The organism is Neobacillus mesonae (assembly GCF_001636315.1).
Classification (GTDB): domain Bacteria; phylum Bacillota; class Bacilli; order Bacillales; family Cytobacillaceae; genus Neobacillus; species Neobacillus mesonae.
This window is the reverse complement of record NZ_KV440949.1, coordinates 4,604,892-4,622,201: the sequence shown is the minus strand read 5'-3', so window position 1 is coordinate 4,622,201 and position 17,310 is coordinate 4,604,892. Positions and strand designations below refer to the sequence as shown.

Below are 17,310 nucleotides of genomic sequence, written 5' to 3'. Positions count from 1 at the left end.
CAGGGAATGTTACATTCACTATATTTTTTCATATCGGCGAATTGTATGAATTGGGAGGAGCTCTCCTGTAAAAATATCCTCTACAGGTACAGCCTCTTTCTTCCAGCTATCTGGCGGCAATGCCCCCCAGAATGTGGCCCGCTGCGGGTGATCAAGATGCCATTTAACAGGCTCCCAATCAGGATCATTTGTAAAGTAATCACCAGTATATAACTCAAGCCTGTTTCCGTCAGGGTCGCGAAGGTAAACAAAGAATGCATTGGAAGTTCCATGTCTGCCCGGTGAACGTTCGATATTAGCGTAATACCCTAATGCGGCTAGATGATCACACGCATCCAAAATCGATTTTGCATCATCCATCCAAAAACCTATATGATGGAACCGTGGTCCTTTATCACTAATGAGTGCTAAGTCATGAACGCTAGGCTTTCGATGCATCCATGCGGCCCAAATGTTTTCCTCCTCACCATACCCATTTACGGTGTATTCGGATGTTTTAAATCCTAAATGCTCGCTATACCAGGCATAAAGGTCATCAATATTTGTGATTAAACAATTGGCGTGATCAATTCGCTTTATTTTTGAATTCCCTTGTAAATGGTAATTTTGCAGCATTCTTTCCGCTTTATCCATTTCATAGAAGAATTCTACTGGAATTCCGCCAGGGTCCCGAATTTTAAGCGCACGGCCTTGGCCTTTTTCCTCATTCGGGGCAACCCAGCGTTTTTTTACACCAAGAGTTGTAAATAATTCATCCAGCGCATCCAAATCCTCATCCGCACTAACGCGGTAGGCAATATGCTTTAAGCTCGCCTGCTCCCCTTTTGTTAAAACTAAACAATGATGATTTGCATCTTCAATCGCCCTTAAATAGAGATGGTTTTCATCTGATTCCGTTACGAAAAAGCCCAAACCATTAACATAAAATTCCCGGGCACGATCTAAATCCGTTACGGTTACTTCTGCATGATGCAGGCGGACGATATCAAAATTTTTCTTATCCATATGTTTCATCCTCCTAAAAATATATTTTAATTTGTATAATCATCATAAAGTTTCCAGTAACAGGAGAGTCAATATAATTTTAAAGAATATTTATATTTATCCGAATAATTTTTGTGTTATAAAAAAAAATCTAAAAAAAGCAGCCCTTTTTCCTACTATAGCCAAGGGCTCAAACTTTCTTTTTTTCAATTAATAGATCACTAGATCCCCCGCAACTTTCAATACTTACATTGTTAATAGGTTTCAAAAACGTAATTCTTAAAATGTTGATTTAACATATATTTATTGTTTATAGTTAGTTTAAATCGTATATGAAATCATACATGATTTTTCTATTTGGGAGGTCTGAGGCGAAATGAAACCCCGATTATGGTCAAAACCATTTTTTCTGATTATCTTGATTACCTTTCTATTTTTCTTAAGCTTGCACATGTTAAATGCCAGTTTCCCCGTTTATATCACACAATTGACTCATAAGCCGGCACTTGGAGGAACAATGACAACTGCTTTTATGCTGGCTTCTATTTTCACACGTCCTCTTGTGAGTATCTTTCTTCCTAGAATTAAAATCAAAAAGACAATTTGCATAACATTGCTATTCATAATTGTCAGTATCGCTCTAAGTTATGGTAATAGCTCGTATTCGTTTATAATTTTGCTGCGGATCTTTGAAGGAATTGGTTTTGGAATTATCACCACCCTCTTGGCAACGCTTGCGACTACTACTGTCCCAACGAGCCGTCTCGGGGAGGGGGTAGGATATTTTGGTATGGCCACAAGTTTAGGAGCAAGCTTTGCACCATTTGCTGGATTGGCTGTGCTCCATGCCTTTAATTTTAATATGGTCCTTACCCTTTCACTTATCATCATTCTTATTATTGCGACCTGCAGCTTCTATGTAAAAAATTTAGAAATCAATCGTACTGGTGAAAAACCATCTAAGAATAATAATAGTTCAATAGTCTATTACATTTTTGATAAAAAAGCCCTGTTTCCCAGCATTCTAGTATTTCTCCTTTGTGTGACTTTCACAGGCGTGTTTAATTTTATTGATGGTCTTGGTGATGAAACCGGGTTAGGCGCAAGCATATCAATTTATTTTCTTGTTTTTATGATTATGATGATATTTATCCGCCCTGTTTCAGGTAGATTATATGATAAGGTGGGCCATAAACGGCTTATTATACCTGCTGGCTTATCCGGAATGATAGGGCTGCTCCTCTTATCTATAATTAATTCTCTATGGCTATTAATTTTAGCGGCTGTGTTTTTTGGTACCGCCTACGGGACTCTGCAGCCAACGCTTCAATCATGGGCTGTCAGCCAGGTGAGCTCAAACAAAAAAGGGACGGCCAACGCTATGATCCTAACCGGGATGGATTTGGGGATGGCTGTAGGTGCTCCAGTTTTGGGTTTTACGGCCGGCAAGATTGGATATCAGGCAATGTTTGGCCTTTCTTCAATCTTTATTTTGATACTGGTTGTTTTGTTTTTAGTCAATAGTAATCAAGCAAAAAAGGCGGCGAGTGGAATTGGGAAAGAAAACAGCGGTTTTAGTTCAGGAGGTTGATATAGCAGTCCATTAAAACAAAAAAGAGGAGTAACTCAGATGGAAATTCCCCAAATAGTTACTCCTCTACTTTATTTCATTATATTATAAACTCTGGCTTAATTTTTGCTAATTTTGCTTCAGAAACTGTTATTTCTTCACCTGTATCAATATCTAGAAAAGGAGAGGTTTCATTAAACCAGCTATCTGGAGCTTTATGTCCCCAGAAAGTTTGGCGTCTTGGATCATCTAAATCCCAGCGGATTGGTTTGAAATCCGGATCGCTAGTTAAATAGTCCCCGTTATAAAGCTCAATCCGGTATCCATCCGGGTCCCTTAAGTAAAGGAAGAACGCATTCGAAAGCCCATGACGACCCGGACCCCTTTCAATACTGTCCCCATAGCCTAATGATGCAAGAACATCACAGCAATGAATTAGGGCTAATGGATCAGGAAGCCAGAAGCCGATATGATGAAGTCTAGGCCCTTCGCCGTTCATAAAGGCCTGGTCATGCACTCCCTGTTTTCTGTGAAGCCAAGCAGCCCAAATACGATCGTCTTCAGTAGAGGTATACTCCGAGCAGGCAAATCCTAATTCGTTAATAAAGAAATCATACGCTTTTTCCACATCAGGAACAGCACAGTTTACATGGTCGATCCGCTGAATTCTTGCCCCGCGATACAAATCGTATCGTTGCAGGAGCCGCTCAGCACCGTCCATTTTGCAGAAAAACTCTAATGGCATTCTAGAAACATCGTGAACATGTAAGGCTCTGCCAACCGCATGCTGGCTTCCTTCTTCCAACCACTTTGTTTTTAACCCCTTTGATTCAAAAAAGGCTGCTAATTTATCCAAATCCTCTTCTTTTGCTACTTTATAACCAAGGGCATGAACCCCCAATTTATCGGATTTCTTTAACACTAAACTGTGGTGTGTATGTTCTTCCAAACCTCTTAGATAAATATGCTGGTCATCACTTTCTGTTTCAACAAAGCCTAAAGCATTAACGTAAAAATCACGTGAACGGTTTAAGTCACTTACATTAATAACAGCTCTAGCAATTCGAATAATATTAAAATCCATCCAGTTCCCCTCCGATTACCATTTTCATAAACTTTGATACTAAATCAGGAAAGGTTAATGACTACTTCTTCACTTTACCAAACTGTGGAATATGATGGTCTCCTAAGGCAACATGAATGACCTTAGGCTCTGTATAGAATTCAAAGATGGCATAGTGGCCGCCTTCCCTTCCAATCCCACTTGCTTTTGTACCGCCAAATGGAATGCGCAGGTCTCTGACATTCTGTGCGTTAATCCAAATCATTCCAGCTTCTACAGCATGGGCAATGCGGTGGCCTCGTTTAATATCATTTGTCCAGACAAAACCAGCCAAGCCATACTTGACATCATTTGCTGCTGCAATTACCTCCTCTTCTGTTTCAAATTCTATGACAGCCATGACTGGACCAAAAATTTCTTCCTGGCACACTCTCATATCATTAGTGGCGTTTAACAGGAGGGTAGGAGGTACAAAATTCCCTGCTTTTACTTCTTCTGGAACCACTCCTTGAACTACTTCACAGCCTTCCTCCTTGGCAAGTTCAATGTAACTTTTAACTTTATTGAAGTGTTCCTTTCCAATTAATGGTCCTAATTCAGTGGAGGGATCCATTGGGTCACCGATTTTAATATTGGCTACTCTTTCTTTGAGTGCCGCTACGAATTTGTCTTTAATATTTTTATGAAGGAATACCCGGGCATTCGATGTACAACGTTCCCCATTAAAGGAGAAAATCCCCCAAACAGCTGCATCAAGAGCACGATCTAAGTCAGCATCATTAAAAACTATCAACGGGGATTTACCGCCCAGCTCCATTGACGTTTTCTTTAAGGAATCCGCCGAATTCTTTATAATCGTAGATCCAGTTGTCGTTTCACCTGTGAAGGAAATCGCCTTTACACTAGGATGTTCAACTAGTCTAGCCCCTGCTGTCTCACCAAAACCGTGAACTACATTGAAAACACCACTTGGGAGCCCGGCTTTATCAATAATTTCTGCAAGTTTGTTTGCTGTTAATGGAGATAATTCGCCTGGCTTTAAGATGACTGTATTACCAGTCGCTAATGCTGGTGCTACTTTCCAAGTCTCCAGCATAAACGGTGCATTCCATGGTGTAATTAAGCCGACAACCCCTAGTGGTTTATAGATTGTATAATTAAGAAACTCATTATCCACCGGATAGGCTTCGCCATGTAATTTTGCTTGAACCATTCTTGAGTAAAAGCGGAAGTTTTCTGCCGCACGAGCTGTCATATTTTTAGTCTGACTAATCGGCAGGCCGGTATCTAACGATTCCAGAATTGCAATATCCTCAATTTCTTCATCAATTAAATCAGCAATCCGATTAATATAGTTCATACGCTCTGAAACTTTTAAGCTGCCCCATGGACCTTTTTCAAAAGCATATTTGGCAGCTGCAACCGCCTTATCCATATCTGCTGCACGGCCTTCAGCAACGTTATTGTTTACTTGATTTGTAAAAGGATTAATGTTTTCAAATGTAACACCGCTTTCGGCATCAACAAATTCTCCATTAATATATAATTTAATATCTTCAACCCTTTTATGAACTGCTTTCTCTTTAAAATCTTTTAATTGGGTATTCATCTTATTCACATCCTCTATTTTTATACAGATAAACCTCACTAGAAATCTAGGAGGTTTATCTATCGATTAACGCTACTGATTATCTAGCTGGCTGATGATCTGGTAAATCAACATATTTTTTTAGGACTTCACGAATTTCATTTTGAAGCTGCTGAGTTGGAAGATCCATTGGCTTACGTAAAACTGGTTTAATTTTACCCATCATTCCAAGGGCAGCTTTCACAGGAGCAGGGTTTGTATCAGCAAACAAAATATCGTTTAATGGCATCAGATCATAGTGTAATTCAAGTGCTCTTTCGTAATTTCCTTCTTCCCATGCATTATGCATTTCAGCAACTTGAACCGGCGCAACATTAGCAGTAGCACTAATCGAACCAGCACCTCCGATGGTCAGCATTGGGTAGCAAAGGAGTTCAATACCGGAATATAAGAGAAAGTCTCTGCCACAATTTAATAACACTCGATTAACATGTTCAAAGTCTTTATTAGCTTCTTTAGAACCAATGATATTTGGACAATCTTCTACTAATCTAGCATATGTTTTAACGTCAAGATTGACGGCTGTACGACCTGGAATATTATAGATAATGATAGGAATATCTACAGAATCAGCAACCGCTTTAAAATGCTTATAAAGAGCATGCTGGGATGGACGGTTGTAATAAGGAACAATAACCATTGCAGCATCTGCACCTAACTCTTGTGCCACCTTTGTTAAATGAAGGGTCTCTTGATGATTGACAGATCCGGTACCTGGAGCAAATGGAACCCTTCCGTTAATAGTTTTAGCTGCATTCTCCATTACTTGTTCACGTTCTTTTACTGTCAAGGAACTAGGTTCGCCTGAAGTGCCTGTTACTGAAATACCATGGCTGCCGCTTTCAATTTGCCAGTTAATCAAATCGCTCATTGTTTTAAAGTCAATTGACTCATCTTCATTAAATGGAGTGATGACTGGTGCGATCGATCCTCTTAAGCGTCTTTTTACATCTTCAAACATTATGCTTCCCATCCTTTGTTTTAATTTTATCTATTTTCAGACTTATTGAAGTAAAAAAATAGAATCCTTACCCTTCATAAAGAGTAGTTATTTTTTATACAATTAAATCATATACCAAATCGTATATGATTTCAATAATCTTTCGCAAAAATCATATATGATTTTTATAAACTCATTATATTTTTATAATTTCTATGATCCCTTTAAACAATTAATATATACAAAAAGAGCCAATAATATGGGCTCCCTTAGTAAAATGACTACAAGTATTAGCTCCCGAATTCTTGCCACCCTCTAGATGACGATTTCATCGTAAACAAAATACTTTCTAAAATCAGAGTGTTCTTTTTGCTTTGTAAAAACTTTTTGCAGCCAAATTACATTAACCTGTTTTAGGGATGTATCGATAAAACAATTTGATAAATGCACTAATAATGAGGCATTGTTATTTTTATAAGTGACTTGATGGCAAACACCATTAAAACGGCTGCCTTCTATGTCAACAAATACGTTATATACTCCGTTCGCTGGAATCCTATATGATTCATCAATCTTTATTTTTAAAAATTGATTATTTTTGTAGAAGAGTGAAGATTGTTGCACCATGCCTTTTACTTTATAATAATCTCCTAAAAAATGTGGAATTAAATTAACATTCCCGATAGAAAGCAGCTGTCGGATAGCAGTAGAACTAATTTTCTCGCCAACATGATCCATTTTTGAAACCGTTGTTACTGAAAACTTGCCTTTCCCATCCTTCTCCAGCGTTTCCATATTTCCTTTTCCCATTCGTCCATAATGATAATCAAAGCCGGCAACCACATGTTTACAATTTACTCCAATAATATATTGGCTGACAAACGCTTCTGGTGAAAGGGATGAAAAGTACGGATCAAATTGAACAACAAATAATTTTTCAACACCCATCTCAAGAAAACGTTCTTCTTTGCTGACCATGGGCGTTAAATATTTCATCTTCCCCTGCTTTGGATTAATAATCTCACGCGGATGTGGAAAGAAGGTCATCACGGCAAATGTAAGTTTGTTGCGTTTCGCAATATCCTTCGTTCTTTGTAATAGCTTTTGATGTCCTTTATGAACTCCATCAAAAAATCCTAAGGCCAGGGCACATGGCTCCATTTTACTTTTCAATGAATCAGAAATGGGATGCTGAATTTGAATGATTTCCATCCCTTTCACCTCCTCTTAGTTAACGTCTACCAGCTTGGCAATTTCGCGATATTTACCTTCATAAAATGCTAATGGTTCTCCATCGCGTAAAACAATATCAGTTACTTCTCCGATAAACAGCGTATGGTCACCTTCAACATGCTGGCTGTACACTTTACAGCTAATATTCGCTAATGAATCCTTAATGACTGGAAGGTCCCCTAATCGGTCAAATTCAATATCACGTTTCTCTTTGATTTGTCCCGCAAACATCATAGAAACTTCCTTTTGCTCATCTGCCAGTATGTTGACAGCGAATTTTTTCGATTCATTAATTTTATTTAGCATCTTTGCCTTCTCACCAATGGAGATGACCACTAATTTCGGATTTAAGGAAACTGACATAAATGCATTGGCTGTCATGCCGTGAACTTCTCCATCTAATTCCGTTGTAATAACTGTTACACCTGTTGCGAATTTCCCCATGGCATTTCTAAACATACGATCATCCATTTTAATAAATCCTCCGTTAAAAATTTGTATTCATTGAAAAAGGGGATGTCCATCCATTTGGAGCATTTTCATTTGTCGATAGAAAACAGTCCCCTTTTTATCCAAACATTTTAGAGCTTGATTTCGCTATTTTGCGGATTCCCAGACTTATTTAAAAAATCTTTTACACGGTCAACATAATCCTGTTTCTGATAGCCATTGTATAAATTGCTTGCCATTCTTACTGGATCCCCGAAGAAATAGCGCTCATATAGTGTCTGTCTTGATCCGAATGCACTCATACAAACATCGAATGCAAGACGGTATAATTTAACACGGTTATAGGCATCTCCGTTGGCAGCTTGTAAATACTTATCTAAATCAGGGCGGATTTCGGAATTAAAGTCTGCTTCATTTGGAATCGCCATTAAGCCGCTTGCTCCCAATAGCTGCATAATTTCACTAAATCTAGGATAGATTTTCGGGAAGTAATGGCGTGCAATATTCAACGGAGTAAAGTCAGGTGTCATTACGCCCCACTTATCCAGTTTTGCATTCGCTTCAGCAGCATTTACATATGCCTTCATCGTTTCTAAGGCGATGATGACTTCGGACATTTTTTCTTGAACATGCTGGAATTGTCCAATATTAATAGTCTCAACCATTAACTGTAGAATTCCTAGGACAAATTCAGTTTTCATAATGTTCTTGGATACAACCTGGTGTGTCATATGAATAACAGCGTTACTTTCATTGTAAGCCTGGTTACACACTCCTACATCACCTAAGGCAAAAACACGATTCCATGGAACAACCACATCATCAAATACAACAATCGTATCCATTTCCTCAAAACGTGACCCAAGTGGATGGTCGAAATTGGATTTGCCATAATCTAATGATTCACGGCAAATAAATTTTAACCCTGGTGTGTTATTTGGAATAGAAAAAGCATATGCGTAAGGGTTCTCCTCTTCTGCCTGCTTTAATAATGTTGATGGGAACACCATGATTTCATCCGTAATGCCCCCTTGTGTTGCAAGAAGACGTGCACCGCGAATTACAACCCCTTCAGATGTCTTTTCTACGATACGGGCAGCAATATACGGGTCTGGTAATTGCGCGGCGTTAACCGCTCTATTTACTTGCGGCTGGATTAATGTATGGGTTAAAGAAATGTCGTTCTCACGGCAATACTCATAGTATGCCTGCATATTTTTCGCATAAAATGGATCCTGTTTTCCGAACATTTCTGATGCGTTTCCGTAAGCCATTATGCCTACATTAATATAATCCGGAGAACGTCCCATCATCCCACCGTTAAATTTAGCCCATTCCTGCATCATTTTACGACGTTTTTCAAGATCTTCTTTTGTTCTTGGAGTCATATAGGATGTACCAACTCGTTCTCCAGTTGTTGGAGATGTGTAAGTCATGAAATCCCTTTTTGCTGGATCATGCTGCATATCATACATTTCAGCTTGTGATTTCATTACACCTTTAAAAGCCGGATGTTCTGATACCTTCCCTTTTACTTGTTCTCCATTAATCCAGACATTTGCTTGAGCTTGGTCAACTCTTTCAATATACTGTTTTCCTGTTTTTGCTGGCATTATTTGTTTTCTCCTCTCAAAAAGCTTTTTCAATGGGTTTAAATTTGGTTACGAAGGAAATCTCATCCCTTTTTGTAACCGTTTTTAAAAAAGAATAATCTGAATTTACTTACAATACCAATGTAACATGTGTTATCATATATGAAAAATACAAAAAAAATTGGTTTTCAATACGAAAAAAGTATATACGAAATTGTATATGTTAAAATATATGAAATCATATACGAAACCAGGAGGAGTCATATGGATCTAAAACAACTACGTTATTTCTCTACCATCGTTCAAGAGGGACAAATAACGCGTGCCGCAAAAAGGCTTCACATGGCCCAGCCTCCCTTAAGCCAGCAGCTAAAATTATTAGAGCAGGAGCTTGGAACCGTTCTATTTGATCGAAACGGAAAAAACCTCGAGTTAACCGAGGCAGGAAAGATTTTATATAAAAAAAGCCAAGACTTATTAAAAAGCTTTGAAGACACTGTTTCGGAAGTGAAAGAAGTTGGTGAAGGAATTAGAGGAAATTTATCAATTGGTTCTGTTAAAACCTGTTTTTCTTACATACCAGTGCGGCTGAAGTATTTTCGTAAACAATACCCGTTAGTCACGATAAGGCTGCAAGAAGGGGATTCCTCCCTTTTATCAACATTTGTTAGAAATCGAGACATTGAATTGGCAATCGTTCGACTGCCGCTGGATTTAAAAGATTTTTCAATTCTGCCTCTTCCAAAGGATCGGTTTGTGCTAGTTATCCCCAAGAAATGGTCAGATAAAAAAACAATGAAATTAAATGAAATAGCCGATTTGCCCTTACTATTATTACATCGTTTAAAAGGTGTAGGTTTATTTGAATTAGTGGTGGATAAGTTTAAAAGCCAAGGCTTGGTCCCAAATGTTGTTTGTCAATGCCCAGATGCCACAATGCTGATCTCGTTAGTTCAGGCAGAAGTTGGCGCCGCCATTTTGCCCAAATCCACATTAAATTCGTTTCCGACAGACAATTTAAACATAATTGAAATTGAGGAAAGTAAGATTGAATCAGAATCTGCCGTAATCTGGCTTAAAGATCGGTACCTTTCCAAAAGTGCCATCCGTTTCCTTGAAACATTTCAAATACAATTTGTGGAAGATGCAAAATAACTAAAATAAATATTTACCTATTCTTAACAATATAGCCAGGGCTTTCCCCTGGCTTAAGCTATTCCTCAAAGTATTCTTTAAATTCCTTCGGATCATTTATATCCCTGCTTTGATAATACGGATTATTATCGGTAACATTCTTTGGATCGAGATTCGTCTTAATGACAAGCATCGGTTGCGATGGTATTTCTGCAATGATACGGTCATTCAGTTTATCAAAATCAGGCATTTTTTTATTTCCAGGCTGCTTTGGCTCCATTTATCACACACCTCCGAATATTAGGGTGCTTATTTTATTACCAAAAGATGCGGGTTAAAAAAAGAAAAACTAGGAAGTAAAAACCTCCTAGTTAGTTTTATTCCTCTTCGCCGCCGACTAAGAAATCCGGGTTTAGTTCTTCGAATTCTTCGTCATCGACGTCCATTCCCCATTCTTCATCCTCATCTTTGCAGCCATCTGGATTAACTCTTACACAAACCTTTGTTTCACCGATAACCTCAACAAGGAATTCTCTTTCCACATGGACGATAATTCTGTTGCCGTTTGGGGAAATAACAGCTTCACAGGTATTCGGCTGCTGCAGCACTTTTGCTATAATTTCGTTATCATCCATGCTGTCGTGGTCACGGTACTTTAACTTGATAACATCCGTGTACTGAACACGTTCTGTTACGACTTCCGTTTTGGTATTATCGTTATAAGAATACCAAGTGTTGATGTCGTATGAACCGTGAATCTCCACCGTTTTACCAACTTTTTTCGCGTTGTATTTATGGTTGATAACCCAACAGCCGAGAATGCTCGATGGATTATGTGCCGGGCTAATCGTATGATTGGACTGGGTATATTTACGTCCTTTCGCGACTACGGCCTTTGCAAATATCTCTCTGTATTCTCCCATTTCGCGCGAACCCTCCTCATTTCTGTTTCATTTCATCCTATGCGAATGTCTAGACTAGTGTGAGTTGAAATTTTTCTAATACAGGATAAAAGTTTAGTCATGACATATTATGCGGGATGAATGGAGGTGTGCCTGCGCTAATGACAAGGGAGTTTGTTAGAAATACAAAAACCAGACTGCAAAGTACAGCCTGGTTCATAAGATTAATGCTCGTGGTCGCACCCATTATCGCAAGAGACGCCATTTTGAATGCTTGCTCCCGTTTCCCCGCTTAATAAATCTCCACCGGTTGAGGTGATAATTTCATCTGTTACGGTATTAGAGATTGTTGAAGCAATTAATTGAAGTAATTCATTTACTTCAAGCTGGGACTGCTTGAATTCCTGAACGACTGGAATTGCATCTAATTCCGCCTCGATAGAAGCAATTTTATCTTCAACCTTTTTCAATGCTTCTGGTTTGCCATAATGCTGAAGATTAACTGCTTGCTTTTGCAATCCTTTAATATCAGAAATTAATGTCTTTACTTTCGGATTTTCATGAATATGTGCTTCTGCTCGTTTAAAAAAGTCCACTTCTTCCGTATCTGCAATCATGCTGGCTAATTCTGCTGCACGAGCGACGATATCGTCTTTTGTATACTTCGCCACTTTATTTCACCTCTGCTGGTTCTATTTCTTCCACCATTTCTCCATTTAATGACCATGTTTTCGCTTCATTAATTTTCACTTTTACAATATTACCGATGGCAGATTTTGGGCCTCTAAAGTTTACTAACTTGTTCTTTGTTGTGTAGCCTGCTAGAACATCAGGATTGTTCTTGCTTTCCCCATCAACTAGTACTTCAACAATTTGTCCCTCGTATTTCTTCATTGCCTCTGCAGAAAGCTCATTTACAAGGTTATTTAAACGCTGCAAGCGCTCCTTTTTCACTTCCATTGGAACATTATCTTCCATTTTAGCGGCAGGAGTTCCTTCCCTTGGTGAATAGATAAATGTATAGGCAATTTCATAGCCTACTTCACGATATAGGGATAATGTTTCTTCAAATTGCTCATCCGTTTCATTCGGATATCCAACAATAATGTCCGTTGTAAGCGAAACATTTGGAATTGCCGCTTTAATCTTTCTGACAAGCTCCAAATATTGTTCTCTTGTATATTTACGAGCCATGATTTTTAGTACGTCTGTTGAACCTGATTGAACAGGCAGATGAATATGATCCATCAGGTTGCCGCCTTTTGCCAGAACTTCAATTAAGTGATCATCGAAGTCACGCGGATGACTTGTCGTAAAGCGAACACGCGGAATATCAATTTTTCTGATTTCATCCATTAAATCACCAAGACCATACTTGATATCTTCAAAATCCTTCCCGTAGGCATTAACGTTTTGCCCGAGCAGTGTGATCTCTTTATAGCCTTGAGCCGCTAAGTGGCGGACCTCCTGGATGATTTCCTCAGGGCGGCGGCTGCGTTCTTTTCCTCGTGTATAAGGGACAATACAATAGGTACAGAACTTATCACAGCCGTACATAATGTTAACCCATGCCTTGATTTTGCCGCGGCGTTCTTTCGGAAGGTTTTCAATGACGTCACCCTCCTTAGACCATACCTCAACAACCATTTCTTTAGATAAGTAAGCTTCATTTAAAATCTGAGGCAAACGGTGAATATTATGAGTACCAAAAATCATATCAACATGCTGATACGTTTTTAAAATTTTATTAACAACAGATTCTTCCTGGGACATACAGCCGCAAACACCAAGAAGTAAATCTGGCTTTTCCATTTTTAATGCTTTTAAATGCCCAAGCTCGCCAAATACTTTGTTTTCCGCATTTTCACGAATCGCACATGTATTTAGCAGAATAACATTGGCATCCTCTGTGCGATCGGTTGGCTCATATCCCAGTGCCAAAAAGATCCCGGCCATAACTTCAGTATCGTGCTCATTCATTTGACAGCCATAAGTTCTAATATAAAACTTGCGGCCTTCTCCCATCCCTTTAAATTCCTCAGGGATTACAAAGTCATTGTGGTATTGAACTTCTTCCTTACCACGTTTTTTTGCATCTTTTAATGAAGGCGCGGTGATGACTTGGGTGAAATACTTGCTGTAATCCTTGGCGGATTTTTTGTCCGAAGAATTAGCCGTATTTACTTGTTGACCTTCTAAACGTTGTTTTTCATTCATGTATGAAATAACCCCTTTCTTATCAAAATAAAAATACGATCAATACATCAATTTTTTGCCTGCACAGTGAAAAATAAGGCTTTATCCGCACATTATTATAGTATAAAGGTTTCATTCATTGAAAACAATAGAAAATCTAGGTGTGCTAAAATTGACACATATATAAGAAAATCCCGGCAGATATGCCTGCCGGGATTTTCTTATTAAATCTTACATAAATTCTGCAACTAATTTATCAAAATGTTCCTGGTTAAGGTCAAGGTCAGCTTTTGCTAATGGTTTTTCAGAATAACCATGAAGAAGTTCTTGATAAGAAGGACGCTCAGTGTTTTGATAAATTAATCCTGTTACAAGGCCATTATGTTTCATCAATGTTTGCATAGCCATTTCGCGGTTAGACGAATCATAGCCCTCAACATCGCTTAATTTTGTCAGATTTTCTTTAAACCAATCATATGTGTTGATCTTATTGTAAGTAACACATGGGCTGAATACGTTAATTAAAGAGAATCCTTTATGGTTAATACCTGCTTCGATCAATGCAACAAGGTCTTTCAAGTCAGTTGAGAAGCTTTGTGCAACAAATGTTGCTCCAGCTGTTAAAGCCATTTCCATTGGTGAAATAGTTTGTTCAATTGAACCCATCGGTGTAGATTTTGTTTTAAAACCTACAGCCGAACGCGGTGACGTTTGACCTTTAGTTAAACCATAAATCTGGTTATCCATAACGATATAAGTAATATCAATGTTACGGCGGATTGAGTGGATCGTATGAGCCATACCAATCGCATATCCGTCGCCGTCACCGCCTGATGCGATAACGGTAAGGTCTCGGTTAGCCATTTTTACACCTTGTGCAATTGGTAGAGAACGGCCGTGAATTCCATGGAAACCGTAAGAGTTAATGTAACCGGAAATACGTCCTGAGCAGCCGATACCAGAAATAACTGCTAAGTTTTCCGGCTCTAAGCCAACATTTGCAGCAGCACGTTGAATAGCTGCTTGTACAGAGAAGTCACCACAGCCAGGGCACCAGTTAGGTTTTACATCATTTCTAAAGTCTTTAAAAGTGGCCATTTAGAACAACTCCTTACATTTTGAATGAACCTCATGAGGAAGGAATGGATTTCCGTCATATTTAACAATCTTTTTAATTTTTTCAGCATACCCAACATTCATCTTAATAAGATTAGCTAATTGGCCAGTTGCATTATTTTCAATTACAGCTACTTTCTTAGCTGAACGAATTAATGGAAGCAGTTCATCCGTTGGGAATGGGTGAACTAAACGCACATGTGCATGGTTAACTTTAATACCATCTTTTTCAATGCGTCCAATTGCTTCTTCAATGGCACCACGAGTAGAGTTAAAACCAACGATTAACAGGTCAGCATCTTCGTGGGGTGCATTTTTATATACAGGTGTGTTAAAACGAATATTTTCAACCTTGCGGAAACGCTTATCCATTTGCGCAACACGGTTGGCTGCAGATTCAGATGGTTTACCAGTTTCAGCATGCTCTACACCTGTAACATGGTGAATACCGTTCTTCATACCAGGAACAGTACGTGGTGAAACACCGTCTTCCGTTACTTCATAGCGCTTGAAGTAGCCTTTATTAGGAATCTCTGGAAGTTCTTCTGTAACAAGCTTACCACGGCGAATTTCTACTTTAGAAAAATCAAGCGGTTCAACTGATTGTTTTCCAAGAGATAATTGTAAGTCAGATAATACAATAACTGGGCATTGGTATTCTTCAGCAAGGTTAAATGCCTCCGCTGTGTCATAGAATGCTTCTTCAACAGTACTTGGTGCGATAACGATCTTCGGAATTTCACCATGAGTACTGTAAATCATAGACATCAAGTCAGAATGCTCTTGTTTCGTTGGAAGACCAGTTGAAGGGCCGCCACGTTGTGTATCAACAATGACAAGCGGAACTTCAGTAATACCTGCTAGGCCAATTGCCTCGGTTTTTAATGATAATCCAGGACCTGAAGAAGCTGTAAGCGAACGAACACCGCCATAAGCTGCACCAATCGCCATTGTACATGCAGCAATTTCATCTTCCGTTTGGATTACACTGCCACCAAGTGCAGGTAATTTCTTAATTAAATACTCCATAATATCAGAAGCAGGAGTAATTGGGTATGCAGCCATGAAACGGCAACCGCCTGCAAGCGCTCCTAATGCGATTGCATCGTTACCAATCATAAACATACGGTGCTTGCCGTCTGCTTTTTCAAGTTGCATTGTTGGCACATTGCCATCCATTTTTTCCTTCGTATAGTTGAAACCGGCTTTAATCGCTTCCATGTTTTTCGCAACTACCTGGTCGCCTTTTTTACCGAAAATTTCACGAACTACTACTTCAAAAACTTGAATATCTAAATCTAGAACAGCTGAAGTAGCACCAATTGCAACCATGTTTTTCATTAATGATGTTCCTAATTCAGTTGCAATTTCAGTGAATGGAACAGCATATAATGCAGCATCTGTGTCTTCAGGTTTTTTTGGATCAAATTTTGCGTCAGCAAGGATTACCCCATTGCTATGTAATTCTTTGTAGTTCAAATCAATAGTTTCTTGATCAAAAGCCACAAGGATATCTAAGTCATCAGAAATTGAACGAACTTGGGTCGTACTTACTCTGATCTTATTGTTGGTATGACCGCCTTTAATACGTGATGAAAAGTGACGATAACCATACAAGTAATATCCTAAGCGATTCAATGCGATAGCAAAGATTTCGCCAGTACTTTCAATACCTTCCCCTTGTTGTCCGCCAACTTTCCATGAAAGTTGATTGATCATTACTTACACCCCTTTGGATATGTAAAAAATAAGTAGCTTGAATCATGTATTAGTGTAGCACTTTTCCAAGTAAATCACTAGAAATTAGTCTATTTATATTGTCTATAGTCTAAATACTAGAATTTTGGATGCTTACTAAACGCTTTCAATTCTAGACCTATGTCTCAAAAAATGCAACCCTTTAGAGCAAATTAGTGTCTAAAATATGAATCTTTTTTTATTATTTCAATTCAACACTTTCTTTATTGAAAAACCCCCCACTAAAAAAGAGTATTTCCTGAATCCTTATATATTTTAATCTAGTTCTATTTAGTTTCATAGCTTATTATTTTATACAGACATTAATATATTAAAATAATATTTTTTCGTGAAAGCGATATATTATCCAGAAAAAGGAATGCTCTGTATTAAACACAAAAAAAACCTGCTTGTTTTTAACAACCAGGCAGGTAAATATTTCTTTTTTTATTTCCACGTTATTAAGTTGGAATTTAATGCTTCAACGTGGTTCTACAATTAACTTTATAGCTGTGCGTTCTTCACCGTCAATTAAAATATCGGTAAACGCCGGGACACAAATCAAATCAACTCCGCTAGGTGCTACAAATCCTCGAGCAATGGCTACTGCCTTTACGGCTTGATTCAATGCACCTGCACCAATTGCCTGTATTTCTGCCGCACCTCTTTCACGCAGAACTCCGGCAAGTGCACCAGCTACAGAATTAGGATTAGATTTTGCTGAAACTTTTAATATTTCCATTCC

Annotated in this window: 16 protein-coding genes; 2 read left to right on the top strand and 14 right to left on the bottom strand. The window is 38.5% G+C overall.

Going from position 1 to position 17,310, the window contains the following annotated elements:
* Nucleotides 1-18: 18 nt before the first annotated feature.
* The gene (hpaD, locus tag A6749_RS21725) at nucleotides 19-1,005 is read right to left on the bottom strand and encodes a 3,4-dihydroxyphenylacetate 2,3-dioxygenase (RefSeq protein ID WP_066396396.1); all 987 of its coding nucleotides are present in this window, start codon (nucleotides 1,003-1,005) and stop codon (nucleotides 19-21) included.
* A gap of 355 nt (nucleotides 1,006-1,360) precedes the next feature.
* On the opposite strand from hpaD (A6749_RS21725), the gene A6749_RS21720 reads away from it, so the two are divergent.
* Nucleotides 1,361-2,575, top strand: a complete 1,215-nt coding sequence (locus A6749_RS21720) for an MFS transporter (protein ID WP_066396394.1) — start codon at nucleotides 1,361-1,363, stop codon at nucleotides 2,573-2,575.
* Between the two features lie 79 nt (nucleotides 2,576-2,654).
* On the opposite strand, the gene hpaD (A6749_RS21715) is transcribed toward A6749_RS21720, so the two are convergent.
* From hpaD (A6749_RS21715) to hpaB, 6 genes are all read right to left on the bottom strand, one after another.
* Complete coding sequence (gene hpaD, locus A6749_RS21715; protein ID WP_066396389.1) at nucleotides 2,655-3,638, bottom strand: 3,4-dihydroxyphenylacetate 2,3-dioxygenase; 984 nt, start codon at nucleotides 3,636-3,638, stop codon at nucleotides 2,655-2,657.
* Nucleotides 3,639-3,699: 61 nt separating this feature from the next.
* Entirely contained in the window at nucleotides 3,700-5,226 is a 1,527-nt protein-coding gene (gene hpaE, locus A6749_RS21710) for a 5-carboxymethyl-2-hydroxymuconate semialdehyde dehydrogenase (RefSeq protein ID WP_066396385.1), read from the bottom strand.
* A gap of 79 nt (nucleotides 5,227-5,305) precedes the next feature.
* Entirely contained in the window at nucleotides 5,306-6,226 is a 921-nt protein-coding gene (gene hpaI, locus A6749_RS21705; RefSeq protein ID WP_174842918.1) for a 2,4-dihydroxyhept-2-ene-1,7-dioic acid aldolase, read from the bottom strand.
* Between the two features lie 294 nt (nucleotides 6,227-6,520).
* Nucleotides 6,521-7,417 (bottom strand): riboflavin kinase, encoded by an 897-nt coding sequence (locus A6749_RS21700; RefSeq protein WP_066396377.1) that lies wholly within the window; start codon nucleotides 7,415-7,417, stop codon nucleotides 6,521-6,523.
* A gap of 15 nt (nucleotides 7,418-7,432) precedes the next feature.
* Nucleotides 7,433-7,909 carry a flavin reductase family protein gene (locus A6749_RS21695; protein ID WP_066396374.1) on the bottom strand — a complete coding sequence of 159 codons (477 nt, stop codon included), beginning with the start codon at nucleotides 7,907-7,909 and terminating at the stop codon, nucleotides 7,433-7,435.
* Nucleotides 7,910-8,019: 110 nt separating this feature from the next.
* Nucleotides 8,020-9,501, bottom strand: coding sequence for a 4-hydroxyphenylacetate 3-monooxygenase, oxygenase component (hpaB, locus tag A6749_RS21690; protein ID WP_066396369.1), 1,482 nt, complete (start codon nucleotides 9,499-9,501; stop codon nucleotides 8,020-8,022).
* A gap of 243 nt (nucleotides 9,502-9,744) precedes the next feature.
* On the opposite strand from hpaB, the gene A6749_RS21685 reads away from it, so the two are divergent.
* Nucleotides 9,745-10,635, top strand: a complete 891-nt coding sequence (locus A6749_RS21685; RefSeq protein ID WP_066396364.1) for a LysR family transcriptional regulator — start codon at nucleotides 9,745-9,747, stop codon at nucleotides 10,633-10,635.
* 58 nt (nucleotides 10,636-10,693) lie between these two features.
* Here A6749_RS21685 and A6749_RS21680 read toward each other — a convergent pair whose 3' ends face one another.
* The 7 genes from A6749_RS21680 to spoVS form a co-directional block, all read right to left on the bottom strand.
* A complete protein-coding gene (locus tag A6749_RS21680; protein ID WP_066396354.1) occupies nucleotides 10,694-10,894 on the bottom strand; it encodes a hypothetical protein in 201 nt (66 codons plus the stop codon).
* 97 nt (nucleotides 10,895-10,991) lie between these two features.
* The gene (locus A6749_RS21675) at nucleotides 10,992-11,537 is read right to left on the bottom strand and encodes an outer spore coat protein CotE (protein ID WP_066396348.1); all 546 of its coding nucleotides are present in this window, start codon (nucleotides 11,535-11,537) and stop codon (nucleotides 10,992-10,994) included.
* A 203-nt stretch (nucleotides 11,538-11,740) separates the two neighbouring features.
* The gene (locus tag A6749_RS21670; protein ID WP_066396346.1) at nucleotides 11,741-12,187 is read right to left on the bottom strand and encodes a YlbF/YmcA family competence regulator; all 447 of its coding nucleotides are present in this window, start codon (nucleotides 12,185-12,187) and stop codon (nucleotides 11,741-11,743) included.
* Between the two features lies 1 nt (nucleotide 12,188).
* On the bottom strand, nucleotides 12,189-13,733 hold the full coding sequence (miaB, locus tag A6749_RS21665) for a tRNA (N6-isopentenyl adenosine(37)-C2)-methylthiotransferase MiaB (protein WP_066396343.1): 1,545 nt from the start codon (nucleotides 13,731-13,733) through the stop codon (nucleotides 12,189-12,191).
* A gap of 210 nt (nucleotides 13,734-13,943) precedes the next feature.
* Nucleotides 13,944-14,810, bottom strand: a complete 867-nt coding sequence (locus A6749_RS21660) for a 2-oxoacid:ferredoxin oxidoreductase subunit beta (RefSeq protein ID WP_066396336.1) — start codon at nucleotides 14,808-14,810, stop codon at nucleotides 13,944-13,946.
* On the bottom strand, nucleotides 14,811-16,547 hold the full coding sequence (locus A6749_RS21655) for a 2-oxoacid:acceptor oxidoreductase subunit alpha (RefSeq protein WP_066396322.1): 1,737 nt from the start codon (nucleotides 16,545-16,547) through the stop codon (nucleotides 14,811-14,813).
* 499 nt (nucleotides 16,548-17,046) lie between these two features.
* Complete coding sequence (gene spoVS / locus A6749_RS21650) at nucleotides 17,047-17,307, bottom strand: stage V sporulation protein SpoVS (protein ID WP_038541258.1); 261 nt, start codon at nucleotides 17,305-17,307, stop codon at nucleotides 17,047-17,049.
* Between the last annotated feature and the right edge of the window lie 3 nt (nucleotides 17,308-17,310).